Origin of the sequence: Pseudomonas sp. AL03 (genome assembly GCF_029960815.1) — a bacterium.
Classification (GTDB): domain Bacteria; phylum Pseudomonadota; class Gammaproteobacteria; order Pseudomonadales; family Pseudomonadaceae; genus Aquipseudomonas.
The window spans coordinates 52,209-77,899 of sequence record NZ_JASBRE010000001.1; the positions used below are offsets into that span (position 1 = coordinate 52,209).

Genomic DNA, 25,691 nt, shown 5'->3' on the forward strand with positions numbered 1-25,691 from the left:
ACCGTAGTTTCTTGAATGAGCGAGCGCAATGTACCCGTTGGTGAGAGGTTGCGGGGTGAAGAAAAATTCATGTCGATGAGTTCGCCGCTTCACGCTCTGAAATACGCCTAAGGCAAATGATCAGCCGCAAAGTCCGCTTCCGAGCGCGCCCGCAAACGGCCCTTGCGGCAGGCCTGCTGGAATTGTTCGAAGTCGCGCTCATTCTGCGCGGTGTAGCTTTGCGCGTACTTGAATAGCGCGTCGGCCAGCGCATCGCCCTTGCCGATGTAGCCGCTGATCTGCGCAGCGCGCCCGGACGATTTGGCATGGGCGCGGGCCAGAGCGCGGCCACAAACGCGTCCGTAGGCGGCGAAGGTGTCTGCGTCGAACGTCTCGAGTTCAGCCGAGACTTTCATGTCGCGCAACTGACGCACACAGAAGTGTCGACCGCTGGGACCGGTGGTCCAGCCGAGAAACAGGTCACTGGCCGCTTGCATCAGCCGCTGTCCATCGACCACGCGCTGACCGTTATGCCGCACACGCGACTTGGTCTTCACGTAATCGGCAAGCACCGAGCGACGTGCCTCCTTGAATTGCAGGAACAGCGGGTTTTCCTGGTCATCGGTCAACAGCGCGACCAGGCAACGAGTGCCGACACTGCCCACACCGACCACCTTGAACGCCATGTCGTGGGCATGAAAACGCGACAACAGCGCGCGGCGGTCGGCTTGCAGCGTGCCGGGATAGTCGCGCATGAACGCGTCGTAAAGCGGCCGCCAGTCCGACAGGCGCAGCCAGTCGTCGTCGGCATCCAGCAGCGTGGTGTTTTTGTGCAAATGGAAAATTTCCGGCAGATCATCGCGAATGATCAGTCGGCCATGTGCGTCACGTTCACTGATTTTCGGCAGCAGTTCGGCATGGGTGCGGCGTTCGGCTTTTTCGATGGCGTGCTCTACATGCTCCAGGGTCGCTTTGCTCGCCTGCTGCTGCAGGTCGTCGTAACTGATGGACTCGTACCAGGTTTCCAGGGCGCTTTGATCGGCGCACTCAAGCATGGTCTGTTGGTAAGCGCCGACCACCTGGCGGCAGACCGTTTCTTCGACCGTGTCGCCATGGCGCAGATCGCGCGCTGCCACCACGAAACTCGCCACCAGCCGTTTCACGTCCCACTCCCAAGGCCCGGGATGGGCTTGATCGAAATCGTTGACGCTGAACAGCAGATTGCGTTCCGGTGTCGCGAAACCGCCGAAGTTCATCAGGTGACTGTCGCCGCAGATGGGTGAAACCAGGCCCATGCTGGGTGTTCCGGCCAAGTCGTGAGCTTGCAGTAGCGCATTGCCGCGATAGAAGGTGAACGGCGACACCAACATGCGCCCGTACCGCAACTCGACCAGCGACTTGATCCGGCCTTCACTGGACGATTTGATCAGCGGCAGCGGGTCACGATTTATCTTCCCCATGGACGCCTGCGAACCGCGGGAGCAGTTCTTGCGAGCATCCTTGCCTTGCTTCAAGCGGTCTTTGAGGGTGGTCATGGGGGCTCGTTTGGTGGGTGTTTTTCGGATGTTTGAGAGATGAGTGTAGAAGGGCTTCGTGTCTTCATCCGAAGTGTTTGGGCATTGACCGAGAGGGCGAAAAAAAGCACCTGCGATAGTCTCGTCAGCTTCCGTCCGATCCAGCGATGACCCCATTGTCAAATCCGTAATCAACGTCGGCTATCTCCTTGCTCGAAGCGTTAGGAATTTTCCTACACTGCGCTGGGAATTCCCTTGCTCATAGTCGAGCCATCCACTGTCAGAATCCACCGTCTTGGCCTCAAGGTATCGGCGGACTACAAATGACCTCACCGCGTGTTCTCGTTCTAGAAAATCATTCTTTCCAGCGCAGTGTGGTCGTCTCTGCTTTGCAGCAGTCAGGTGTTTCCGACATTTTGCAGGCCCGCAGCGGCGAGCAAGCGTTGGCACTGATGCAAAGGCACGGGGGTGTTGATGTTGCCCTGTGTGACTTGGGGCATAAGGGAATGGATTGCCTCGATTTTTTAAACTGTGCCGGTCAGTTTTCGATGGTTCGTGCCGTCATTCTCTATTGTGAGTTTCAGCCGCAGTTGCAGCGGGCGATCGAACAGATGGCCTCATTTTCAGGCCTCGAACTTTTGGGGACGTTGAGCACGCCCATACAGTTGAAACCGCTGCAAAAAATATTGCAGCGATACAAACGCAAATGCTTGGCGGCTTCCCCAGTCCTGGTGCCGGCAAGCACGCTACCCAGTGAGGATGACATCCGCCGTGGGCTAGCCTTGGGCGAGTTTCGTGCCTTCTTCCAACCCAAGTTTTTGCTGGCCAGCGGTAAAGTCGCCGGGGCTGAGGTTTTAGCCCGTTGGCAGCATCCTTCGAAAGGGCTTCTACTGCCCAGAGACTTCTTGGCAGCAGTGCTGGCCTACGATTTGATCGATGAGATGTTCAAGCAACTGCTGGAGCAGGGGCTGAGCTTGCTCAGAGTGTTGCATCGACAGACACGGCCACTGAAGCTGTCTTTTAATCTCCATGCCTCTCAGCTGCAAGGCACTGGATTAACGGATCATATTCGTGAAGCGCTGCGACGTCATGAGCTGGAGGGAGCTGATCTGACGTTCGAGCTAGCAGAGAATGGCTTGCTTGAGATTCCATCAGGTACTCAAGAAAGTCTGCTGCGGCTGCGCATGATGGGATGCGGACTTTCGATCGATGATTTTGGTGTGGGCTTCTCTTCGTTAAAGTTGCTTTGCCAGTTACCATTCACGGAAATCAAATTGGATGGTGAGTTTGTTCAAAGCATTCGAGAACCCAGAAGCAAAGCCGTGATAGCCAGCACCATCGCCTTGGCTCAATCACTGAACATGGAACTGGTGATTGAAGGGGTCAGCGACGAGAAAGAGTGTCTTGCTTTAATCGAAATGGGCTGTGTACTGGGGCAGGGTTTTTACTATGCGCAGCCAATGTCATCGCACGAGCTTCTGACGTGGCTGCAAAATCCAATCACAGTCGCGCCTGCAGGATTGAGCCACGCACTTCTGTCTCGTTATTGAGAACCGTCTCATTCCTCCAGATGACGGGACCCGCCGCACACCTTGTCTCAGCTTACTTGCGAAATATTCCACTATTCTGGAGCTGTGAATTTAAGTTAGCACCGGATGCTTTTCTGTGTACAAACAGGCGATCAGTTATCCATTCTGCCCTACCACACCATTTCGCCTTTTTCAGAGGTTCAGATGCTTAAAGCCATGATTGTGGACGATCATCCGTTCATTCGGTCCGCCGTAAGAATGATCCTGAAGCAGGAACAGTATGAGGTGGTCGCCGAAGCGGACAATGGGGCCGACGCGGTGCAGCTAACCCGCGAACACCAACCCAATCTCCTGCTACTGGATATCTCCATGCCGGGCGTCGATGGTCTGGACGCACTGAACAGAATCTCGGCGTTGAAACTGCCGGTCAAGGTATTGGTCCTTACGTCCTTATCGGCTGCTTTTTTTTCGATGCGTTGCATGAGAGCCGGGGCCGCGGGTTACGTTTCCAAGGTCGATGATCTGGATGAGCTGGTGAAAGCCATCAACGCAATCAAGTCTGGCTATACGTTTTTTCCTGATCTGACGGTGAATTCGGTGCGAAGAGACGATGCGAATGCTACCGAGATGGCTTTGATCCAGAGCCTTTCCGACCGAGAGTTGTCCATTCTGCAGCAGCTCGCCAAAGGATTGTCCAACAAGCAGATTGGAGAAGACATGTTGCTCAGCAACAAGACCATCAGTACCTACAAAGCCCGACTGATCGAAAAGCTCAACGTGAGCTCTTTGGTGCACCTGTCGGACTTGGCAAAACGTAACAACTTGATCTGATGGGGGCCTCTCAGCGGTTATGTCTGGCGCTGCTATTGGTGCTGTGTCCGGCATTTGTGGGAGCTTTGGCAGTCGCCGACATAGAGGCAGAACCAGAAACCCTGAAGTTGCTTGGGCGATCCAGGGTCGAAGGCTACCAGGTTGCGCTGGATGAAAAAGACTGGAGTTGGTTGCGACAAAAAGGCACGTTGCACCTGGGTATATCGGCTCCGGATTATCCGCCTTTCGATTTGACCACCAATAGCCGTGACTACGAAGGGCTTACCGCAGATTACGCAGGGCTTCTCGCTCAACTACTGCACGTCCAGGTGTTTATTCGCCGCTATGACTCCAGGGCGGAGCTCATCCGCGCCCTGAAAGATGGCGAGGTCGACCTATTAGGCACCGCCAACGGTTTTGAAGAGATCGATCCCGGCATAGTGCTGTCCACTGCTTACACCGATGACCAGCCGATGCTGGTCACCCGCAGCGATGATAGAACGCCCTTGGTGCCGGACCTGTCCGGTAAAAAAATCGCCATGCTTTATCACTACCGGCCTTCGCAAAGTGTCAGCAAGTTCTACCCCGACGCAGAACTGCAGCTTTACCCTTCGACCTTGAGTGCCATCGGCGCCGTGGCGTTCGGCAAAGCGGATGTCTACCTGGGCGACGCGATCAGCGCCAATTACCTCATCAGCATGAACTATCTAACAACGTGCAATTGACGGATTTTTCCCGTATTGACGGCAGCCGTTTCGCTTTCGCCTTGTCCACCGAAAATACCCGTCTGTTGCACATCATCAATGAGGCCCTGGCGGCGGTGCCGATTGATGAGCGCATGACCATCCTGCGTCGGTGGGGTGCAGGTGAAATGTACATCCCTGGACAAAATCGCTTGCAGCTCAATGCTCGGGAACAGCGCTGGTTGGAGACACACCCGCTGGTAACGGTTGCGGCGATGGAAAGCTTCTTGCCGATATCTTTCTTTGACGAAAAGGGTGAGCTGCGGGGGATCAGTGCGGATGTACTGGCCAAGGTGAGTCTACGAACCGGGCTGAAGTTTGTCGTGTTACGCGGCGATTCGATGGTTCGACAGATCGATAATCTGCACGATGGCAAGGCGGATGTAATCGCGGCATTGACCCCTAGTACCGAGCGTGAAGGGGATATGCGTTTCACTCGACCCTATCTGACCACTCCTTTTGTGTTAGTGAGTCGCAAGGCGGTCGGCAGTCCCGAAACGCTCAACGACATGGCTGGAAAAAGCCTGGCGCTGATCCGCGGCGTGGTGCTGCGCGACGACATTGTCCGCACCTATCCTCAAATTCGCATTGTCTACGTCGACAACGCCGGCCAGGCCATGGAAATGGTCGCCCAAGGCGAGGTCGATGCGGGTGTCAACTCATTGCTCAGTGCTCGCTATATGATTTCCCAGCTGTATCCGGGGCGCTTGCAGATCACCAGTACCGTGGGTGTTGAACCTGCAAGGGTTTCTTTTGCAACCAATCGAGGTGCATTGGAGTTGTACTCGATTTTGGACAAGGCGCTACTCAGCATCTCGCCTGAGGAGATGGCGGAGCTCACCAATCGCTGGCGCAGCGAGGTGGTCATCGATGACAACTACTGGTTACGCAATCGCGCGGCAATCATTCAGGGCTTCTCCATTGCCGGCGCTCTGCTGCTGATGGCCGTTGCCTGGATTGCCTATTTGCGGCGCTTGATTCGTAGGCGCGAAGAGGCAGAGCTAGCGCTGAGCAATCAACTGGAGTTCATGCGAGTCCTGATCGATGGGACGCCGCACCCGATCTATGTCCGTGACCGCAACGGTCGCATGATGATCTGTAACAGCGGCTACCTGGACGTGTTTGGGCTCAACCGCGACGAGGCCATGGGCAAACTCATCACCGAGAGCATGTTTGCCGATCCTGCGGAAGCGGCTGACTACCATGCGGAATATCTCAAGGTCATGGAAGAAGGCGTTGCGCGCATCCAGGATCGCGAGTTGACCCTCACAGATGGTCGCAGGTTAACGATTTACCACTGGATGCTGCCCTACAAAGACAGTGACGGCGCGGTCATCGGCATGATCGCTGGCTGGATCGACATCAGTGAGCGGCAACTGCTCCTGGGCATGGTTCAGGAGGCGAACCGGGCGAAGACGACCTTCCTGGCGACCATGAGCCATGAAATCCGCACCCCGATGAACGCCGTCATCGGCATGCTTGAACTGGCGCTGAAAAAGGCGGATCAAGGCGTGCTCGACCGGTTTGCGATCGAGGTGGCCTCAGGCGCCGCGCATGGCTTGCTCGACCTGATCGGCGACATTCTGGATATCGCACGCATCGAGTCGGGCAAGCTGTCGCTGACCCCGGAGCGGGCCAATCTTCGGGAGCTGGTCACGTCTTTGGCACGCATCTTTGAAGGGCTGGCCGAGCAGAAACATTTGCAACTGCTGCTGGATCTCGCTGTGGAGGCCGATTGCGACGTATTGATTGATCCGCTGCGCTTTAAACAGATTGTTTCCAACCTGTTGAGCAACGCGATCAAGTTCACCACCGAGGGTGAGATTCGTCTGACCCTCAAAGTGCTGCCGGCCAGCGCCGATGAGCAATTGTGTATTCAACTGCGGGTTGAAGACAGCGGCATGGGCATCTCCAGCGAGGACCAGCAGAGGCTGTTCAGCCCCTTCAGCCAGGCCAGCAACAACACTCAATCGGCACGCAGCGGTTCGGGGTTGGGCCTGGTCATCAGCCGCACCCTCTGTGAAATGATGGGCGGGCAATTGCAGTTGCACAGCGTGTTGGGTGAAGGTACGCAAATCGAAGTGCTGCTCGATTTGCCCGTTCTTGAGCGCCTTGCCAGTGTCGAGTCGCCTGTCGCCGAGATCTCCTTGAGCCATCAGGAGTTAAGCATTCTGGTGGTCGATGACTATCCCGCCAACCGGCTGCTGCTGTCCAAACAACTGGGTTATCTGGGGCACAAAGTCGTTGAGGCGCAGGACGGCGCCCATGGTTTGCGAGCGTGGCGCAATCAACATTTCGATGTCGTCATTACTGACTGCAACATGCCGATCATGAATGGCTATGCGCTGACGCGCGCGATTCGTGACGAGGAGAGGGAGCACGACAAGCCGCGGTGCCTGATCATAGGGTTTACCGCCAACGCCCAACCGGATGAAAAAGACCGTTGTCTGGAGGCGGGCATGGATGACTGCCTGTTTAAACCCATCAGCCTGAAAGCGTTGGGGCAGCGCTTGGACTTGGTCGATGCGAAGGCATTCCCCGAGGAGGAGCATTCAGAGCCGACCACAACAGACAGCATCGACTTTACGAACCTCGAGCAACTGGTCCGTGGCGATAGCGCGGCGATGCAGGCGTTACTGGACGATCTGGCTGTCAGCAACCAGGAAGATCTGGCACGGTTGCCCGGATTCCTGTTTGAGGAAGATCTGCTGGCACTCTCGGACCTTGCTCATAAAGTCAAAGGCGGGGCGCGTATCGTCAAGGCCAAACGGCTGATCGCCGCTTGCGAGCAAGTAGAAGCTGTTTGTGACGCGACGGACGATGTGCAGCTGCTTGAGCAGGTGGTCGCAACGTTGAAGCTTGAGATGTCGGAATTGGCGACAGCTTTGAAAAGCTATGCTCAACACGTTTGAGGCCCTGCTGCCCTGACAGCCAGAGGCGAGGCCTGTTTTAGATGTTCATGGGGTTATGTCACCCGAATATTCAACTCATCGCGTTGAGATATCAGTGCGCTCCGAATCCCTAACCTCCTCGCGTCGTTGCGTTTACGTAGTCAATTACGCCGGCCGTTCTGTTGGATCTGAAGTTTGTAAGAAATTCCCTACATGATCTTGGGCCGCTTCATCTGTTTCTGGAATTGTCACCTATATATCCTTAGTAATAGGTGAAAGTGTACAAGGTGAAGACACAATAAACTTTGGCGCCAATAACCTTTCTTTGGATTTTTGCTTACTACAGGTAACTAGCTATGAACTCCCCTAAAAAAGCGTTGTTGGGTTCGTTGTTGGCGCTGAGTGCTACCAGCGCATTTGCAGTTGATACGGCCGATCTGCGAGTGATTGGTACCATTGCTCCAACTGCATGCACTCCAACGTTCGGAAGCGGCGCTACTGTTGATTACGGAAATATCCCGACAGCCTCGTTGAGTGCGACTAATCTAACTTTGCTTGCGGCTCATACAATTGCATATACCATTTCATGTGATGCTCCAATCAGTATTGCCACCTCATGGAGTGATAATCGCGCGGGTACTGCTTATCTCGGTGCTGTCGATGCTTTTGGTCTTGGTTTACAAGATGCGGCTAAGATCGGATATTACAGAATTACCCAGATTGTTGGCGGTGCTACAGCCGACGGCGCGCCAGTGGATATAATTCAGAAAAATAACGCTGCTTCTGCTTGGGTGCTTTCGACCGATCCTCGACAAACCAATGACGGAGTCCGTATGTATTCATATGCCCCAACGGGCACGTTGGTGCCAGGAAGTTATACAAACTTTTCTGGTGTTTTGAGTGTTGTTGCACGTATTGCACCCACCAGTACTTTGGACTTGTCGAGCTCAATTACTCTGGACGGCCTGTCCACTATTTCGGTTCGTTATTTGTAACTTTGCCTGAGCCACATTGTGCCCGCTCTGGCGGGCGCAATATTAAAAGGCTGGATTTGATTTTGATTCGCAAGCTCAGCTTGTGCTTTTGTATGTGCCAGACTTAATCAAGTTAATACCAACGCTCCGGCGAAGATCGGTGTGACCGTACGCCAGAACTTGCCGGTATTGATTACTACGGCGGACCTGCCCCTCGAGTCCGATCCTTGCTGCAATGGTCGATCAAAGGGAAAGCCTTGACGGTGAAGAACGACAGTCGTCATATCGTGCGGCTCAATCAACTGTTCAATGTCATGCTGGCCAAAATCAAATTGACGCTGCCGAGGACGTACATCCTGCCTGGCCAGACGAACCACTTTGAATTGCCGGCCGGAACCAGCTTGGCGTGGCCAAGGTGCGGGATGTCGGCGGGGTAAAGCTCACCACCCCGAGCGGCCCGGTCTGGACCGACCCGAGATCGCCGCTTGCGAGCAAGTGGAGGCCGTTTGTGAAGCGACGGACGATGTGCAGGTGCTGAAGCAGGTGGTTGCTACGTTGAAACTTGAGATGTCAGAATTGGCGACCGCTTTGAAAAAGCATGTTCAAAACGTTTGAGGCTCGGCTGCGCTGACAGCCAGAGGCGAAGCGTGTTCTAGATGTTGATGTGGGTGATGCTATCACGCGAACATTCAATTCATTACGTGGAAATAACCACTGCGCTCCGCCCCTCGCCTTCTCCATCCTTGCGTTTGTGTAGTCCATTTCGCTGCCCGTGCGTCGTCGTTCTTTAGCAGATCTGAAGCGAGTGGGAAATTCCCTACAAGATCTTGGGCTGCTTCATCTGTTTTTGGCATTGTTACCTACATATCCTTAGTGACAGGTGAAAGGGTACAAGGTGCAGACACAATAAACCTTGGCACCAATAACCTTTCTTTGGATTTCTGCTTACTACAGGTAATTGGCTATGAATTTTCCTAAAAAAGCGCTGCTGGGTTCGTTGTTGGCATTGAGTGCTACCAGCGCATTTGCAGTTGATACAGCAGATCTACGAGTGATTGGTACTATTGCTCCAACTGCATGCACGCCAACTTTCGCCGGCGGTGGCGTTGTTGACTATGGCAACATCCCCACCGCATCGTTGAGTGCAAGTGTTGCCACACCACTTGCAGCCAAAGACATTACTTATGTTATTCATTGTGACGCGCCTATTTCGATTGGTACTTCATGGGGTGACAGTCGCGCGGGTTCTAGCATTTCTGGTGGCGGGTTTGCTTTTGGTCTGGGTACACAGGGTGTCGCCAAAATTGGCAGATACGGAGTAACTCATATGACAGGCCTAACGACCGGTGATGGTACGACGGTAGATATTATTTTCAAACAGGGCAATGGGCCTTGGACTCTTGGAAACGCTGGTGGCTCGCCTGTTGCTAGTGATGGCACTGTCATTCAGTCTTACGCTCCAGTCGGTACATTGATTCCAGGGGCATACACAGATATTGCGGGAACACTCCGCGTCGGCGCGACAATTGCGCCAACCAGTACACTCGATCTGTCCACCGCGATTACCCTTGATGGCTTATCTACTATGACAGTTCGCTATCTCTAAGCAAACTTAGATTGCGCCCGCTGCTTTTGCGGGCGCATTTTTTATCTTCTGGTTTTTCGCCATATGATTCGTATGCGGTGTATGTCCGATTTATGAGTGTCGTCGGATTTTTTAGGGGTGATAGTATATTAAATCGTAGAGGTGTTTGCGTGTTTAAAACTGAAAGTACTTTTGTCATTTGTTTGTCGTTTGTCGTGGCTTTGACCCTCTCTGGCGTGTCGCAAGCAGCAGGCATGATTCCGGAAACTTCCGTTGTATTGATTAACGTCGCAGACGGCGAGGGCACCATTACAGTGACCAACTCTGACAGCCAGGTGGCCTTGTTGTATACATCACTGGAAAATCTGCCGGAAGATGTAGAAAGTCTGGTTATCGCGACGCCACCTGTTGCCCGGGTGGAAGCCGGCGAGAAGCAATTGGTACGATTTATCGTCCAATCGGAAAAACCCATCACCACTCAACGTTTGAAACGAGTGAATTTCGAAGGGATTCCGCAGAAAGACCCGAATGCGCCACCGCAGATCGGCGTCACCGTGCGCCAGAACCTGCCGGTGTTGATTACCCCCGGAGATTTACCCCTTAAAAACGATCCCTGGACGTTGCTCCGGTGGTCGGTCAGCGGCACAACTCTGACGGTCACCAACGACAGTCGTTATGTGGTGCGCATGAATCAGCAAGTCAACGTGATGCCGGCGAAAATTCCGCTGACGTTGCCGCGCACCTACATCTTGCCAGGCATGACTGATCATTTTGAATTGCCAGGTGGCACTCACTTGGCGGCGGATGCGACCGTGCAGATATTCCCGGCCACCACGTACGGCTATGCCTCCAAACCTTTCGACGCACCATTGACCCAGCAGTGATTACGTCCCGACTTTTCTGATGGTGCATTCCATGACTTACTTGCCTGCGACAGCGTATCCAGTACGAACGGCTGCGCGAAATACCCTTGTTGCAGTTCCCGCCAACCCTTTCCATCCGTTTATAGTCATCATTGCCACCTTGATTGGCGGGGGCGCGTATGGCGCGAAGGCCTCGGCTGTTGGCGTTATGCCGGAGGCCAGCCCAGCGTCGAATGGCGCGCCTCAGGCTGCTACGTTTGACCTGGAGATGCTAAAAAGCCGAGGGCTTAATCCCAAAGTTGGCGAGTATTTCAGCAAGGCTCCACGCTTTTCTGCCAGAGATCGGCAAGTCGCGCTTCAGGTCAATGGTAGCAAGCGCGGTAGTGTGCAGGCACGTTTTGACGAAGATGGTCAGCTGTGTTTCACCAAGCAGTTGCTTGACCAAGCCAACTTGGTGGTTCCAGGTGACCGCTTCCTGATCGGCAACGAAGTCGGTTCCGATGACGTCGCCTGCTACAATTTTCTTGCTGCCTTTCCACAAACAGAGATTGAGTTGCGGCCAAATAAGGAAGAAGTGTCACTGCTTGTAAGCTCCGATGCTTTGCGCCCGGTTAGTGAAGATCAGGGGATATATCAGACTGGTGGAACTGCGGGCTTGTTCAACTATGAAGTGTTGGGGCAGAACAGTCAGTTCTCCGGCGGTGAAAGCAATTATTACTCTACTAACACTGAAGTGGGTTTCAATGCCGGCGACTGGATTGTGCGCAGTCGTCAATCATTCAGCGTGGTGAACCACAAGCGTAATTTTCAGTCTCTTTACACCTATGGACAAAAAACGTTTGTTCCTTTGCAGTCTACCTTACAGGCCGGTCAGATCAACATCCGTAACTCGGTTTTTCCGGGCGCCGCTATCACCGGTGCGCAGATGGTGCCGGACGCTGGTCTGCAAGGTAAGAGCATAGGCGGTGCTACTGTCGAAGGCATCGCCCAGAGCTCGGCGAGGGTAGAAGTTCGTCAGGCGGGCGCACTCATCCATACCTCTCTCGTTCCGGCTGGGCCGTTCAGCCTGCCCAATGTGCAACTACTTAATGGATTTACCGACCTTGACGTGCGTGTGATCGAAGCCAACGGCGAGCAACGTAGTTTCGCAGTCGCTGCGGCGTCGTTGGTGCAGGGCTCGCTAAGCGCGCCGGGTTATTCGGTAGCGGCAGGTAAAGTTCGCACGTTTGAAAATGACGATCAGCAGTCGCCGATGGTAGTGACCGGGTCAGGTGGTTGGTTGTTGAACCCCACAAATAAGCTTTCTACCGGTTTGATGGTCAGCAACAACGGTTATCAAGCAGCGGCGTGGACTCTGGATTCGAATCTTACCCCCAGCACCTTTGTCAGCTTTCGCAACACTGTGGCGAACGCCAGCGAGGAAGGTGTAAGAGGCACCCAGGCTAGCTTTAGCATCAGCACCAGCGTTACCAGAAATTTCAACGCCGGTTTCAACGTTACTCGTCAGACAAAAGGGTTTCGCGACCTTCTTGATACCACCCGCGTCAATACGCCCGGTTACTTCGAGACCATCAATCGAGATCAGTACGGCGTTAATATCGGCTGGAGCGATGAATGGCTGGGAAGCCTGACCGCTGGTTACTCAGCGGGTAATACTTTTGATGGCCGCGCCACGCGCCATGCAACGGCGTCATGGAACAAACCGTTTAAACATGCAACGGTCAGTCTGAATTTGGAACGTAACCTTGGGGGAACCGATAACTACGATAGTGATTTTGGTAGACGTAGCAATGCTGACGAAGGCACTGCCATGTACCTTACCGTTAGCGTTCCCTTGGGTGGCAATCGTAGCGTTCGTGGGTATGCCAACAAGCGCAACGGTAACACCCGCTTCGGGACTACCTTCGATGACAACAGCGGGGACTTTGCCAAATATCGCCTGACCGCTGAACGGGATGTTCAGCGCAAGGAGCAGGACTTTTCCGGTAACGTGAACCTGTTACCGCGTTACGCGCAGGTTAACCTCGGCTATGCCCGCAACGGCCCTGACACCACGACCTACAGCGGTCAATTACGCGGTGGTGTGGCCGTGCATGGAGGTGGTGTGACGCTGTCGCCCTATCAATTGGCAGACACTTTTGGTGTAGCCAAAGTGGGTGATGTGGGTGGCGTGAAGTTGAACACGCCAAGTGGCCCAGTCTGGACAGACCCTTGGGGCAACGCGGTAATCCCTCAGCTCAATGCTTACCAGAATACTCGCGTTGAAATCGAAACGAAGAGCCTGCCTCGTAACGTTGATATTCAGAATGGTTTCAAAGCTGTTAGCGCCGGTCGTGGCTCCGTTAACAAGCTGGACTTCCCTGTTATCAAATCCCGTCGGGCCTTACTGCAAATCAGCGGCTCGGACGGAAAGCCGATTGCCAAGGGTGCAGCTGTGCTAGACGGCAAGGGCAAGTTCGTCACCACCGTGGTGGATGACGGCAAGGTGTTTATCACCAATGGTCAACTGACCGACGCTCTCAGCATAAGCCAGGGCGAGGGCGAGGGCAAATCCTGCGCCATCCATTTTGAGCTCCCGGTTGATCCGGACTTGAATGTCTATTTCGAAACCGCCAAGGCCACTTGTACGGCCGGCTGATTGACGACCCGTCGCCGGGCCAGGAACCGATATGAAGTTTGAAATTCGTCATTTGAAATCAGTTGCTGTGGTGACCTGCTTGATTTACGGGTTGTTTCTGGCTGAGCAGACCTTCGCTGCGCAGGAATGCCACATTACCCTCAGCGACTCGAGCGTAGACTTCGGGCGGGTCATGCAACCAGGGTCGAATGATCCTGCCAGCGCCAACGCAATGCACGCACTGGGTAATCGAATCGTCAGTCTGAACGCTAGTTGTCCTCAGGCGGCAAAACTCCTGATCCAGTTACGGGGCGCCGGACAGGGTGAGCAATTTCGATTCGCGCAGCAGGGGCAGGTCAGTGTGATTCTCAGCAATGCCTCGCTCGACGGGCGCAGCGTCAATCTGGCGAAAGTGCAGTCAATAGGTGCTCCGCCAAGTACTTCAGGTTCTTCGATTGAGGCAATGCCAGGTGACCGAGTCATACCGGTGAGCGGTGGACTGCCGGTAGAGGGTTCTACGTTATCAATGCAAATTGAGTTCAAGCCGCAAGTTCCCATGACCGAATTGCGCACCCGAGATGCCAAGACCTTAGAGGCGAATTTAACGTTTCAGATCAGTAGTTATTAACCACAGTGTCCTATATGACACTGTCCTTCCAACGATAGCCAACGCCCCACAACCAGCTGCTACTCACTCGTCGCAGTTCCACACTTCGGAAGACCTTCGCTTTAGCAATTATTGCGATGCGCTCTTCTATTTGCCGAATATAAGAAAGGACACCTTATGTCTCGTATGCCGCGTTTCGCCCTGACATTGGCCGCGAGTGTGGTTTTGATTGCGCATGATCAACAACTTTTGAGCGCCGCCGACCTCGAATTCGATCAGCAGATTATTGATGTCGTCGGTGATAACCATCCGGGCATCAGTGTTCCAGGTAGCAACCTCACCGTGGCAATTACCGACAGCTCGGTAACTGCCGACGGCCAGTCAAGTCATGGCGTGCTCTTGTCCGGGGCCAATACAAGCATCTTTGTCAGAGGTTCAAGTATCGTGGCCCTCGGTGATGCGAGCCATGGCTTAAGCTTTGCGGGTTCAAACAACACGGGGGAGTTGGACGATACGCAGATCAGTACCCGGGGTGACAATTCGTTTGCCCTGAATCTTGTGCGAGGTGCACAGGTCCAGGCCGATGGGTTGACGCTCAACACCCGCGGGCGCTTTTCTTCGGCAATCAACGTGCTTGATGACAGCGCGATCAATGTCCGTAACAGCACGCTGCAGACTTCTGGCAATAACGCTCATGGCATCTATCTACTGGGTTCTAGCGACAGTCAGCGGGCGCTCGCCACGGTAGACGCTACGGTGATTCGTACCTCAGGTGACAACGCCATCGGCGTTAACGTCAACCGCAATGCCACGGCGACTCTCAGCGGTACTCAGATCTTCACCACAGGGGCCAACGCCTTTGGTGTCTGGGTGCCGGATGACGACAGCCAATTGGTCGCAAACAACCTGAGTATCGATACCCAGGGTGACGGAGCCATCGGGGTCTTTACCCAGCTGGGCGGCAACGCCAGCCTCAACGGCGGACAAGTACATACCAACGGCAATCTGGCCTACGCGTTGTACGCGGGCAATGAATCGGCCATCGATGGCCAGAACCTCTCGTTGCAGGTCGGCACCAACAGTGTGGGTGCTTTTGCTTCCGACCGCTCGCAGATCACTCTGAACAATGTCGACCTGAGCAGCACAGAGACCGCTATTGGTCTGGCAGCGTATTCCGGCTCGACCATTGATGTGAGCAATAGCTCGGTGCAACTCACAGGTGTGAGCGCCAGGGTACTTCAAGCCAACAATGGCGGTACCTTGCGCCTGAGTAACGTAGCGGTCGATGCTGACGGTACGGACAGCATTGGCCTGCAATCGTTGGCCACTGCTGGCGTGAGCAACACCTTCGAGCTACAGAGCAGTTCGATCAGCGCCGCCAATGGCCGCGCCCTCAGCGTGCAGGGCGGGAGTGCGAGCATTGATTTCAGCGACTCACAGATCAGCGGGCAAACCCTGTTGGCGGTGGAAAAACGTTTGATGGCCGACGGCTCGTTGGTCGATAGCGAGGATGTGCGGATCACTGCCACCCGGTCGCAGCTGGTGGGGGGTATCCGCGCGGATGCCCACAACGCCCAGCTTGAGTTGCGGGATCACTCCAGCTTCAAGGGCGACGCCCATGGCCTCAATAGCCTGACGCTGGGCCAAAGCCTCTGGCAGATGACGGACGATTCGCAAATCGGCCGCTTGCACTTGAATGAGGGTCAGGTGAGTTTTGTCGGCCATCCCTTCAGCACACTGACCATTGATGGCGACCTGACGGGTAACGGTTCATTCCTGATGAACACTGACCTGGCGACCCTCCAGGGCAATCTGCTCAAGGTCGGTGGCCAGATTGAGGGTGAACATACGCTGGTGGTGGAAGACTCCGGTAGTGAGCCTGCCACGGCGAACGGGCAGTTGATGCTGGTGGACGGTAGCGGTGGTGCTGGGCGTTTTGGCTTGTATGGCGAGCATGTGGATGCGGGTGCCTTTCGTTACACCCTGGAACAGAAGGGCAACGACTGGTTCCTCGTAAACACTGCAGGAGTACCCATCGATCCGACTGATCCGATCACTCCTGCTCCTGGACATCTGTCCAACGGTGCCAATGCGGCCATCGCTTCACAGACCGCAGCCGCGACCTTGTGGAGTGCGCAGATGAACACGCTGGTCAAACGCTTGGGCGAACTGCGTCTGGGCAAGGACGAGGGCGGCGTCTGGACCCGGGCTATCGGCAGTCGTTACAACCTTTCCGAGCATTCCAGCCGGGCCTTCAGCCAGAACAATACCGGGGTTGAGATCGGCGCGGACAAGGCGATACCGCTGGCCAATGGCAAGGTCTATGTCGGTGGCATGGTGGGCACCGCCCAGTCTGATCTGAACTTTGGCGAAGGGGCGTCTGGCAAGATCGACAGCAAGATGGTGGGGGCCTACGCCACTTACCTGAACGATAACGGCGTGTACGTCGACAGCGTCGTCAAATACAGCCGTTTCGACCAGGACCTCAAGCTGCCGACCAACCTGGGTAATGCGGTCAAAGGTTCCTACGACACCGACGGCTATGGCATGAGTGTGGAAGTCGGCAAGCACATCGCGTTGAAGGATGGCTGGTTCGTCGAGCCACAAATCCAACTCAGCGCGACCCGTACCGCAGGTGCCCGATATACGGCCAGCAATGGCCTGCGTGTCGACTCGCAGGCGATGGACTCATTGCAAAGTCGCGTTGGCTCGCTCTTCGGTCGTAGTCTGGAGCTCGCCAATGGCATGAAAGCGCAGCCTTACGTCAAAGCGTCCTACATCACGGAGCACGCCGGCGACAGCCATGTAACCGTGAACGGGAACAAGCTCAACTCCGAGCTGCCGGGTAGTCGGGCGGAGCTTGGTTTTGGTGGGATTTTGCAAGTCAGCGAGAAGAGTAAGGTTTCAATCGATGCCGAGTACGCCAAAGGCCATGACATCGAACAGCCATGGGGTGTGACGATCGGATATCGCTATCTGTGGTGAGTACCGTGCTCCCTCTTTTGCCCAGCTTTTGCTGGGCTTTTTTTATCGATCATTTCTGCCACGGCTTCCAGCGGCATTCACTGGGAAATTTCTTACAGCAACTGAGGACGTTGCCTCGGTTGTTTCATCGGACGGTGACGCAAGATGAGTGACAGCATTTCCCGAGGATTGGTCGAATGTCTATTTCTTCTCTGCGTGTCATCGTCCTTGAGGACCATTCATTTCAGCGCTCGATTGCCGTCAGCATGTTGCAGCAATTGGGATGCAAAGAAGTATTCCAGGCTGCGGACGGCGCAGAGGCGCTGGCCGTTTTAGATGAGGTCGGCCCGGTAGACATTGCGCTCTGTGATTTGCGTATGGAGGGCATGGACGGCCTGGAGTTTCTGCAAGCTGTCGGCCATTCGGGGCTTGTAGGGTCGGTGATCATCAGCAGTTCTCTTTCAGTCGATCTACGCCGTACGGTGCGTCAGATTGTTTCCTTGTTAAATCTGGAACTGCTCGGCGATGTCGGAAAGCCGCTGCACTATGAGTCGTTGGAGCAGTTGCTAAAAAAGCACGCCAGTGTGCCGTCTATCGGAACTGTTTCAGTGGATCCGATAACGTTTCCTGACGATGTTCAGGTTTGTCAGGCCTTTGCTGCCAATGAGTTCTGCGCTTTTTATCAACCGAAATTCAACCTGAAGACAGGTGAAGTCACAGGCGTTGAGGTGCTGGCTCGCTGTCGACAACCCTCCGGCGAGGTCCTGTCCCCCGCTTTTTTTATACCGGCTCTGGAACGGTGCGGATTGATGGATGAACTACTTTTCCAGCAACTGCCTCGCGCCTTGGTATTGCAACAGCAACTGAAAAAACTCGGGCATGACCTCAACTTCGCCTTCAATCTGCAAGCTGCGCAATTGTCCAATAGCTCTCTTGCGTCGCAGATCAGGTCGTTGTTAACCGAACATGGCGCACGCGGGTCGGGCCTGACGTTCGAGTTGGTTGAGAGTGGACTGCTGCAAGTGTCAGAAACGAGCCTGGAGTGTCTGTTTCGCTTACGGATGATGGGCTGCAACTTGTCCATCGACGACTTTGGTGCGGGCTTTTCCTCCCTTCAACGGTTGTGTCAGCTGCCCTTCAACGAAATCAAACTGGATGCCGAGTTTGTCCGAACTCTGATGCACGAGCCTCGATGCCGAGCCGTGGTCAGCAGCACCTTGGCCTTGGGTGAAACTTTAGGGATGTCGGTAGTTATCGAAGGCATTGAGACCGATGAGCAACGACAGCAGTTGCTGAACTTGGGTTGTATCCAAGGGCAGGGTTTTTGGCGCGCCAAGCCCATGAGTGGCAACGATTTACTGCAATGGATGGAACAGGCTCAGGAGCCTCTGCAGGGTTTTGGGTAGTCAGGCATCAGCTGTACTCACCTCCTTCCGATTAATGTTGATGGTTCATCACATGACTAATAAAGCCCTGCGAATATTGATTGCCGATGAGCGTCACGACCAGCTCTTGCGCATCGAAAAGTTGTTGAACCGTCTCGATTACTACCGAATCGCTCCGGTCCGTACTTTCGAGGAACTGTCGCTACTGACCAGCAGTACCTATGAACCGTTTGATTTGCTCATAGTGAACAGGGCCCTGGCGTCGTCCTATGGGATAGACATGGACAAGTTTTGTCGTGAGCGACGGCAGATTCTGCATGCGCTTATTTATGAAAGTCCTACTGTGCCCCTGGCACTTTGTCTCGACTGCCTGGGGCGGATCATCTACGCATCACTGGCTGATGCTCCAAACGCCAGCGAGTTAAACATCTTGCTGAATATCATCGATCCGCCACCACGATGGGCCTGTTTGAAGACACTGCCATGGCTGTGTGAGGTCGTCCGGGCTTAATCCATACAACGTTCGATTCGCTCTATGACGGTGCGTAAGGAGGCGTGCATTGCCAGCCGGCAATGCCCCTGTGAACTTCTATTGCCTCTCACTTTCCGGTGAGGAAGGTTTTGAGCATTACTTAATTGAGATCGTCTGGAGGATCTAATGAATATTCAACATACAGGCCGGCGAATGGGGTCTTTGTCCTTGCTGTTCGCTGCGACAGCCTTTGTCAGTGCATGTGCGAGCAATCCGCCACCTAACGAACAGATTTCCTTGGCAAAGAATGCCGTCAGTCGTGCTGTATCTGCCGGGGCAACAGAGTATGCCCCGATGCAAATGAAGTCGGCCCAGGACAAGGTTTTCCTGATGGAGCGCGCCATCGGCGAACAGAACTTTGTGCAAGTCAAAACCCTGGCCGAACAAATCGAGATCGATGCGGCGTTGGCTGAGCGCACTGCACGAACCGTGAAGTCGCAGAAAGAGTTGACGGATGCCCAGAGCGGCATTCAGGTCCTTAAGCGGGAAATGCTCCAGGCGCCTGGTTCGGGCCTGAATCCAGCCTCGACTCAAACTAACTGAGGATTTGACCATGCGTGTTTCATTGTTCCTGCCGACGGTTTCGGTATTTGCCCTCATGTTGGCTGGCTGCGCGGCAACCCCGGAGAACGCTCAACTGGTAGAGGCGCGAAAGTTGTATTCGCAGCTGCAGAGCAAACCTGAATCGAGCACCTTGGCAGCGATAGAAACTCAAGACGCTTTCGTTGCGCTCGGAAAGGCAGACTTGATATCCATACAGGATCGCCGTGCGCCTGAGCTCGACCAACTGGCGTATATCGCCAAGCAAAAAATTGCCTTTGCCGAGCAGACCATTCTCGGGCGTGAAGCGGAAACTGGATTGGGCAACATCGACGTGGAGCGCACCCAGGTACAGCTGGATGTCCGTACTCAGCAACTGAAAGCTTTGCAGGCGATGAAAGCCAAACAGACGGAGCGTGGCCAAGTGGTGACGTTCGGTGATGTGTTGTTCGATACCGGCAAGGCCGACCTGAAACCCGGCAATCAGCGCAATGTACAGCAACTGGCCGACTTCCTGATCAGCAATCCAGAGCGCAAGGTTCGGATTGAAGGGTTTACCGACAGTGTGGGTGGCGATGTATTCAACCAGCACTTGTCGGAGCGCAGGGCTGAGAGCGTTGCATTTGCCCTCGAACGATTGGGGGTTGATATAAGCCGCGTGATCACTAAAGGCTACGGCGAGGAGTATCCGGTTGCTGAGGAAGCGACGGCGCAGTCACGTCAACTGAATCGCCGTGTCGAAGTGATCATTTCCAACGGCTCAGCAGCAGTTGATAGCCGCGGCTAAGCGGTAGGGCAACCGAGCAGCGCCACGTGCTAATGCGTTCCGTGTCCAGGCCGCCCAGCCAGTTTGGTTGGGCGGCCTGATTATTTTTAGAGCAGAAAGGACGGCGACAATTCCCATCAGTTCTTTGCCTACCGCTAAATGGGCTGTCCGCGAAAATGAAGCTAAATGATGGTAGGGGGAATGACTGTTTTTGGCCGATTTCTGCCTGTCGCGAAGGGCTGAAATCGATACCAATCAGTCGGTTTTCTGAAAGAGAGGAAGCGGTGACGCGCTTTTACTGGGGCTCCAGATGTGACCATAAAGGACTGCGTCCAGGCCGATAGCTACCTGTTAGCAAGGGCCACTTCCCAAAGCGGACATCAGTGGACCGCAGTATCCAGCGCAGTGCTCGTCGCCACGTCACCCTCTACGATCTGACAATGGTAGATGTCGAACTGGACCTTGAGATTGGCCTTGGCGACTGCTTTGCAGATGGCCTGTGCTTGATGTTGGTGGTTGAGGAAAAACCCCGGAATGTCGCGGGTGTTGATCGGCTCCAGCAAAACGGTGATGCCAAGCTTGGCCGTTCATAGACCTGACGGTGCAAGGCCGGGGTTTTTGACGGTTTGTCTCCGCTGACCCATTCCCCTAGCAGGTTAACCTTGGAAATCGAGGCCGGGTCCAGACGGCCCAGCAAGCGTCCGTGGGAGTGATCAGCCAACCGTCTCTAGCCGGGCGCTGATGTTGTGCCGGCACTACCTACCGTGTAGCCACGGCTATACAACAGACCGCCGACGTCACAGATCTCTTCACGCAGGGCGTTTTCGCTGCTCATGTTTGAACTCCCGCCAGTTGTTTAAGAGCCTTGGCGAAGAAATCAGGGCCACCAAAGTTGCCGGGCTTGAGCGCCAGGGCCAGTGGTTCCCCAGGCGTACTGACGCATGCGGGCACACCAGGGTCGATTTGCGCACCGATCCGCAATAGCTGGATATTCAGAGCCTGAACCACGGCCCCCGAGGTTTCCCCTCCGGCGACCACAAAGCGACGAATACCTGTCTTGTGCAGCCCGCTGGCTATCCTGCCCATGGCCTGCTCAACCATGTTCCCCGCGCGCTCGGTCCCCAACTCACGTTGTACGGCCTTGACCTCATCCGGGGTGCTGGTGGCGTAGATCAGTACCGTTTCTGCACTGTCACCGACGAAGGTCAGCGCCTCCTCAACGACTGGATTACCCGCAGCCAATGCCAGCGGGTCGACACGAAAGGCCGGACGACCTGCCTGCAACCAGGTCGCTACTTGCCCATTGGTGGCTTGCGAAGCGCTGCCGGCGAGAACCACTTCGCCGCCTTCCACCCTTGGCACTTGAGCGGCGTCCAGGTCACGTAATTTACCGGCACGACGAAAGTTATCCGGCAAGCCCAGCGCCAGCCCCGAGCCACCCGTCAACAGCGCAAGATCGGCGCAGGCTTCGCCCAATACGTAGAGATCCGCATTGGACAAGGCATCGGCGACCGCCATGCGTATACCGTCGGCGCGAAGCTGCGCCATGCAGGTTCGAATGCTCTCGACTCCCTTGGACACGGTGTCAGAGCGCAGCAGGCCGACTTTGCCCTGGGTCTGCGATTGCAGCACGCGAACCAGATTGGCGTCAGTCATCGGTGTCAGCGGGTGATGCTGCATGCCCGACTCGCTGAGTAATTGGTCCTGTACGAACAAATGCCCGCGAAAGACCGTGCGACCGTTTTCCGGGAAGGCTGGACACGCGAGGGTGAAATCACTGTTCAGTGCGCCAAGCAGGGCTTCGCTTACCTGGCCGATATTGCCGGCCGCGCTCGAGTCGAAGGTCGAGCAGTATTTGAAGAAAATCTGTTCGCAGCCACGCTCACGCAGCCAGCGCAACGCTTCGAGCGCCTCCTTCACGGCATCGGCAGCCGGCACGGTCCGAGACTTCAGGGCGATGACGATAGCGTCGGCGTCGAGCTGGCCGGCGACATCGGCACCGGGTATGCCGATGCTTTGCACGGTGCGCATGCCGCCGCGCACCAGCATGTTGGCAAGGTCCGTGGCACCGGTGAAATCGTCAGCAATGCAGCCCAGCAGGGGGTGGGCAGCGGCAGTCAACATGTTGAGTTCCTCAATCGTGATGCAACGCATCTCGATTTTAGTTCGTCGTGGCAAACAGGGACTTGTGAAACACAGCCCTTTCATGAGCGAAAGTTAACGGTCTCAAATGAGCGTGATTGTGCCGAACGGGCAATCGTCTCCACAATTTCGGCTACCCGATAACCATCCTCAAAAGTTGCGCGCGGCGCAATTAGCTTGCCTGCTGCTACCGCTTCGAGCATATGTCGAGCTTGATGGGCGAAACATTCGTTCCAGCCGAGTGGATGCTGGCCTTGGATGCCGATAGGCAGCCAGAAATCACTGTAGGGATGATCCGCTTGAGTGACCATCTGAGTGCGCGAACCGCGTTTTGGTTCGTAAATAACGAGTTCGTTCAGGCGCTCCATATGAAATGCGATTGAACGCTTGCTCCCGTCAATTTCAATGAAGCCGCCAAGATTATGGGCGCTGGCTACTCGCGACGCTTCGAACGAGGCGCTGGCGCCGTTGTCCAGTTGGGCAACACAGACGAAGGAGTCGTCGTTCACGTCAATCACTTTGCCTGCTGGGTCTTTAGTCCAAGTGTTGGTCATGGCGGCTACCGAGCTCACTTCACCAACCAGGAAACGCGCTTGATCTATATGGTGTGATCCAAGGTCGCCCAGTGCACCAAGGCCTGCTTGCGAACGACTGAAGCGCCAAGACAAAGGATCGCCAGTCACCATGTTGAGTAAAAAGCGGGAGCGAAAATGACGAATTTCACCAAGCTCGCCTGACTTGATCATTTCTCGTGCCAGATTGAGCGCAGGGATTGATCTATGCATGAAGGCGCACATTGCGGTGGCTTCGGTTGCCCCAACTCCTTTCCACAATTGATAAGCCTGATCGGCGGAACCAGCCAGTGGCTTTTCGCAGAATACCGACTTGCCAGCTTGGGCCGCCGCAATTGACGGTTCCGCGTGAAGATGATTGGGCCCGCAGTTGATCAACAGATCAATATCAGCAGCACCTGCCACTTCACGCCAGTCAGTAGTGATGCGTTCGAAACCATAGCGCTTCTGGGCTTCTGCGGCGAGTTCGACATTCTGATCTGCCAGGGCGACCAAGCGGATATCAATTTTGGGCGACCAACTTGCCATAGCGGCATTACGGAAAGCCAATGCGTGCATCTGGCCGATAAAGCCCGCGCCTATTAAGCCAATTCTGATCATCGTGTTTTTTCCTTATTTTGTTTTTGTATGGTGCGAATAGCGCGTCTTTGTGCTGCAAGCGCAACATGATGAGGTTAAGAGCAAATGTCAAATAAATTGTTGACAAAATTGTCGATGATTCTATGCTGGCCCCAATGCACCTCGCTTGAAGGGCAACCAATAAAAAGAGGCAGACATGAATACAGAATTCTCGCGCCGCCGTTTTGGACAGATCCTGCTAGGAGCCAGCGCTGTACTGGCATGTGGCGGGGTGCTTGGCGCTATCGCTGGTACGGGCAAAAAGATCGCCATCCTGCCAAAGACACTCATTAATGATGTTTTTCAAATCAAGATCGCTGAAGCAGCGGAACGTACTGCAGCAACGCTCGGTATCTCTACCGAACGTTTCAGTTCCAGCAGCGATGTTGCGGTACTAGATCAGATAAACATTATCGAAGCGCTGATCGCCCGTGGCGAGTTTGGCGGTATTGTGTTGGCGCCGACGGTCGCACGGGGCTTAGGTAATGTGGTGCGCAAGGCAAAGCAAGCAGGCATCTTTGTCGTACTGGTTGACGCTAGTACAGACGGCGATGGTCATGTCACGTTGATTCAGGGCGACAACATCAAGGCTGCGGGCGCCGCTGCCGATTTCAGCGCCAAACTGATCAATGCGAAAGGAAAAGTTGCGATGCTGGAAGGTGAGCCTGGCGGCACAACAGCGGCGCAGCGCACGCAAGGTTTTCATGAAGCGCTCAAGAAGTACCCTGAGATTAAACTGGCCAGTTCCATTACTGGACGCTGGACATTGCCGGGTGGGGTACAAGCTACCGAGGCGATTATTACGGCCCATCAGGATATAGATCTTATTTTTGCCGCATCCGACATGATGGCTCTAGGCGCTCGCCAAGTTCTTGAGCGGGAGGCAAAAAAAGCAGAAGCCAAAGGCAATATCGTCCAAGCTAGAAAGTTTTCAGAGGTCAAGATAGTTGGTTTTGATGGCGTTGCCGAAGCGGTCAAACAGATCTGGGAACACAAAATGTCAGGCACTATTTCCTTGTATCCCGATGTAATGGGCAGCGAAGCGGTCGAGATATTGGCGCAATTGATGTCGGGCAAAAAGCAGTCTTCGGATTATCCCGCACTTATCGACTCCGGTATGTTGCTTGTGACGCCAGAAAATGTTGATGATTACGCCCTGCGGATAGACCTGCAGAAGAGCTAAGTTACTTTAATTGCAAGCAATGCATGACGAGCAAAGCCAAGCAGTTACCCAACTCAGGTCCGATTAATAAAAACACTATCCAAGATAGGAAGAGTACATGTCACTTCTCTCAATTCACAATGTGCGTAAGCAGTTTGGTGCGCTATTCGCGCTCGACGATGTTTCTATCGAGTTCAATGCTGGCGAAGTTGTTGCTTTGCTGGGTGATAACGGTGCAGGTAAGTCGACGCTGATCAAAGTCATTTCGGGTACCTATATACCCGAGGAGGGAGAGATCATATTAGCGGGTGAAAAAATCGAATTTCCTACACCAAAGGCCGCCCTTGAGGCCGGTATCCAGACGGTGTTCCAGGATCTGGCGCTTTGCGACAACCTCAGCGTCGTGGCTAATTTATACTTGGGGCAGGAGCTGCGCAAATCGATATTCCCCGGCCTGTCTTTTTTCGATACTGCACGCATGCGACGCCGAGCCACTGAGCTGCTGGTGGAGCTTGCCGTCGATTTGCCTAGCGTGGATGCCATGGTCAAGGACTTGTCTGGCGGTCAACGGCAATCGGTCGCCATCGCCAAAGCGGTCAATGCCGATTGCCGTGTGATCATCATGGATGAACCGACGGCTGCGCTCGGTGTCGCCCAGACTCGCAAAGTGCTGGCGCTGGTGAAAGAGTTGCGGGCACGTGGCATGGCAATCATTTATGTCACTCACAATATGCACGATGTGATGGAGGTGTGCGACCGCTGCGTGATCATGAAAAACGGTCGCAAAGTCGGCGAGGTGGCGACCTCGGCAATCAGCAAAGAAGAGTTGGCCAACATTATCATCACCGGTGAAATGAAGACTGCTGCCACCGCTCCAATTCAACTTATTGCTTAGGTG

Annotated in this window: 20 protein-coding genes and 2 pseudogenes; 17 read left to right on the forward strand and 5 right to left on the reverse strand. The window is 54.6% G+C overall.

What is annotated here, in order from left to right; translation table 11 throughout:
- Nucleotides 1-107: 107 nt before the first annotated feature.
- Nucleotides 108-1,514: a DUF2252 domain-containing protein gene (locus QK293_RS00215; RefSeq protein ID WP_282374855.1), complete on the reverse strand. Its 1,407-nt coding sequence runs from the start codon at nucleotides 1,512-1,514 to the stop codon at nucleotides 108-110.
- Nucleotides 1,515-1,816: 302 nt separating this feature from the next.
- On the opposite strand from QK293_RS00215, the gene QK293_RS00220 reads away from it, so the two are divergent.
- From QK293_RS00220 to QK293_RS00290, 15 genes are all read left to right on the forward strand, one after another.
- Nucleotides 1,817-3,043 (forward strand): EAL domain-containing response regulator, encoded by a 1,227-nt coding sequence (locus QK293_RS00220; protein WP_282374856.1) that lies wholly within the window; start codon nucleotides 1,817-1,819, stop codon nucleotides 3,041-3,043.
- 183 nt (nucleotides 3,044-3,226) lie between these two features.
- Nucleotides 3,227-3,853, forward strand: coding sequence for a response regulator transcription factor (locus QK293_RS00225; protein ID WP_282374857.1), 627 nt, complete (start codon nucleotides 3,227-3,229; stop codon nucleotides 3,851-3,853).
- Entirely contained in the window at nucleotides 3,853-4,557 is a 705-nt protein-coding gene (locus QK293_RS00230; protein WP_282374858.1) for a transporter substrate-binding domain-containing protein, read from the forward strand. Before QK293_RS00225 ends, QK293_RS00230 begins: the two co-directional genes overlap by 1 nt.
- A complete protein-coding gene (locus QK293_RS00235) occupies nucleotides 4,548-7,487 on the forward strand; it encodes a transporter substrate-binding domain-containing protein (RefSeq protein WP_282374859.1) in 2,940 nt (979 codons plus the stop codon). The genes QK293_RS00230 and QK293_RS00235 overlap by 10 nt, the downstream gene beginning before the upstream one ends.
- A gap of 335 nt (nucleotides 7,488-7,822) precedes the next feature.
- Nucleotides 7,823-8,461 (forward strand): DUF1120 domain-containing protein, encoded by a 639-nt coding sequence (locus QK293_RS00240; protein WP_282374860.1) that lies wholly within the window; start codon nucleotides 7,823-7,825, stop codon nucleotides 8,459-8,461.
- A gap of 206 nt (nucleotides 8,462-8,667) precedes the next feature.
- Complete coding sequence (locus QK293_RS00245; protein WP_282374861.1) at nucleotides 8,668-8,877, forward strand: hypothetical protein; 210 nt, start codon at nucleotides 8,668-8,670, stop codon at nucleotides 8,875-8,877.
- A 527-nt stretch (nucleotides 8,878-9,404) separates the two neighbouring features.
- Entirely contained in the window at nucleotides 9,405-10,046 is a 642-nt protein-coding gene (locus QK293_RS00250; RefSeq protein ID WP_282374862.1) for a DUF1120 domain-containing protein, read from the forward strand.
- A gap of 149 nt (nucleotides 10,047-10,195) precedes the next feature.
- Entirely contained in the window at nucleotides 10,196-10,909 is a 714-nt protein-coding gene (locus QK293_RS00255) for a fimbria/pilus chaperone family protein (RefSeq protein WP_282374863.1), read from the forward strand.
- A 31-nt stretch (nucleotides 10,910-10,940) separates the two neighbouring features.
- Nucleotides 10,941-13,526, forward strand: coding sequence for a fimbrial biogenesis usher protein (locus QK293_RS00260; RefSeq protein WP_282374864.1), 2,586 nt, complete (start codon nucleotides 10,941-10,943; stop codon nucleotides 13,524-13,526).
- A gap of 31 nt (nucleotides 13,527-13,557) precedes the next feature.
- Entirely contained in the window at nucleotides 13,558-14,133 is a 576-nt protein-coding gene (locus QK293_RS00265; RefSeq protein WP_282374865.1) for a hypothetical protein, read from the forward strand.
- Nucleotides 14,134-14,289: 156 nt separating this feature from the next.
- Complete coding sequence (locus tag QK293_RS00270; protein WP_282374867.1) at nucleotides 14,290-17,097, forward strand: autotransporter outer membrane beta-barrel domain-containing protein; 2,808 nt, start codon at nucleotides 14,290-14,292, stop codon at nucleotides 17,095-17,097.
- A gap of 176 nt (nucleotides 17,098-17,273) precedes the next feature.
- The gene (locus QK293_RS00275; RefSeq protein ID WP_282374868.1) at nucleotides 17,274-18,482 is read left to right on the forward strand and encodes an EAL domain-containing response regulator; all 1,209 of its coding nucleotides are present in this window, start codon (nucleotides 17,274-17,276) and stop codon (nucleotides 18,480-18,482) included.
- Nucleotides 18,483-18,534: 52 nt separating this feature from the next.
- Nucleotides 18,535-18,972, forward strand: coding sequence for a hypothetical protein (locus tag QK293_RS00280; RefSeq protein ID WP_282374869.1), 438 nt, complete (start codon nucleotides 18,535-18,537; stop codon nucleotides 18,970-18,972).
- A gap of 174 nt (nucleotides 18,973-19,146) precedes the next feature.
- Nucleotides 19,147-19,536, forward strand: coding sequence for a DUF4398 domain-containing protein (locus QK293_RS00285; RefSeq protein WP_282375322.1), 390 nt, complete (start codon nucleotides 19,147-19,149; stop codon nucleotides 19,534-19,536).
- Between the two features lie 10 nt (nucleotides 19,537-19,546).
- Nucleotides 19,547-20,320, forward strand: coding sequence for an OmpA family protein (locus QK293_RS00290; protein ID WP_282374870.1), 774 nt, complete (start codon nucleotides 19,547-19,549; stop codon nucleotides 20,318-20,320).
- A gap of 389 nt (nucleotides 20,321-20,709) precedes the next feature.
- Here the strand turns inward: QK293_RS00290 and QK293_RS00295 are convergent.
- From QK293_RS00295 to QK293_RS00310, 4 genes and pseudogenes are all read right to left on the reverse strand, one after another.
- Nucleotides 20,710-20,883, reverse strand: a pseudogene (locus QK293_RS00295) (TIM barrel protein); the annotation flags it as partial.
- Nucleotides 20,883-21,134: pseudogene (locus QK293_RS00300) on the reverse strand (class II aldolase/adducin family protein); the annotation flags it as partial. The pseudogenes QK293_RS00300 and QK293_RS00295, both read right to left, overlap by 1 nt.
- Nucleotides 21,131-22,423 carry a 3-oxo-tetronate kinase gene (gene otnK, locus QK293_RS00305; protein WP_282374871.1) on the reverse strand — a complete coding sequence of 431 codons (1,293 nt, stop codon included), beginning with the start codon at nucleotides 22,421-22,423 and terminating at the stop codon, nucleotides 21,131-21,133. The pseudogene QK293_RS00300 and the gene otnK, both read right to left, overlap by 4 nt.
- Before the next feature lie 80 nt (nucleotides 22,424-22,503).
- Nucleotides 22,504-23,613: a Gfo/Idh/MocA family oxidoreductase gene (locus tag QK293_RS00310; RefSeq protein ID WP_282374872.1), complete on the reverse strand. Its 1,110-nt coding sequence runs from the start codon at nucleotides 23,611-23,613 to the stop codon at nucleotides 22,504-22,506.
- Nucleotides 23,614-23,788: 175 nt separating this feature from the next.
- Here QK293_RS00310 and QK293_RS00315 point away from each other — a divergent pair, with 175 nt between their 5' ends.
- Nucleotides 23,789-24,814, forward strand: a complete 1,026-nt coding sequence (locus tag QK293_RS00315) for a sugar ABC transporter substrate-binding protein (RefSeq protein ID WP_282374873.1) — start codon at nucleotides 23,789-23,791, stop codon at nucleotides 24,812-24,814.
- Nucleotides 24,815-24,911: 97 nt separating this feature from the next.
- Entirely contained in the window at nucleotides 24,912-25,688 is a 777-nt protein-coding gene (locus tag QK293_RS00320) for an ATP-binding cassette domain-containing protein (RefSeq protein WP_282374874.1), read from the forward strand.
- The last annotated feature ends 3 nt before the right edge of the window (nucleotides 25,689-25,691 follow it).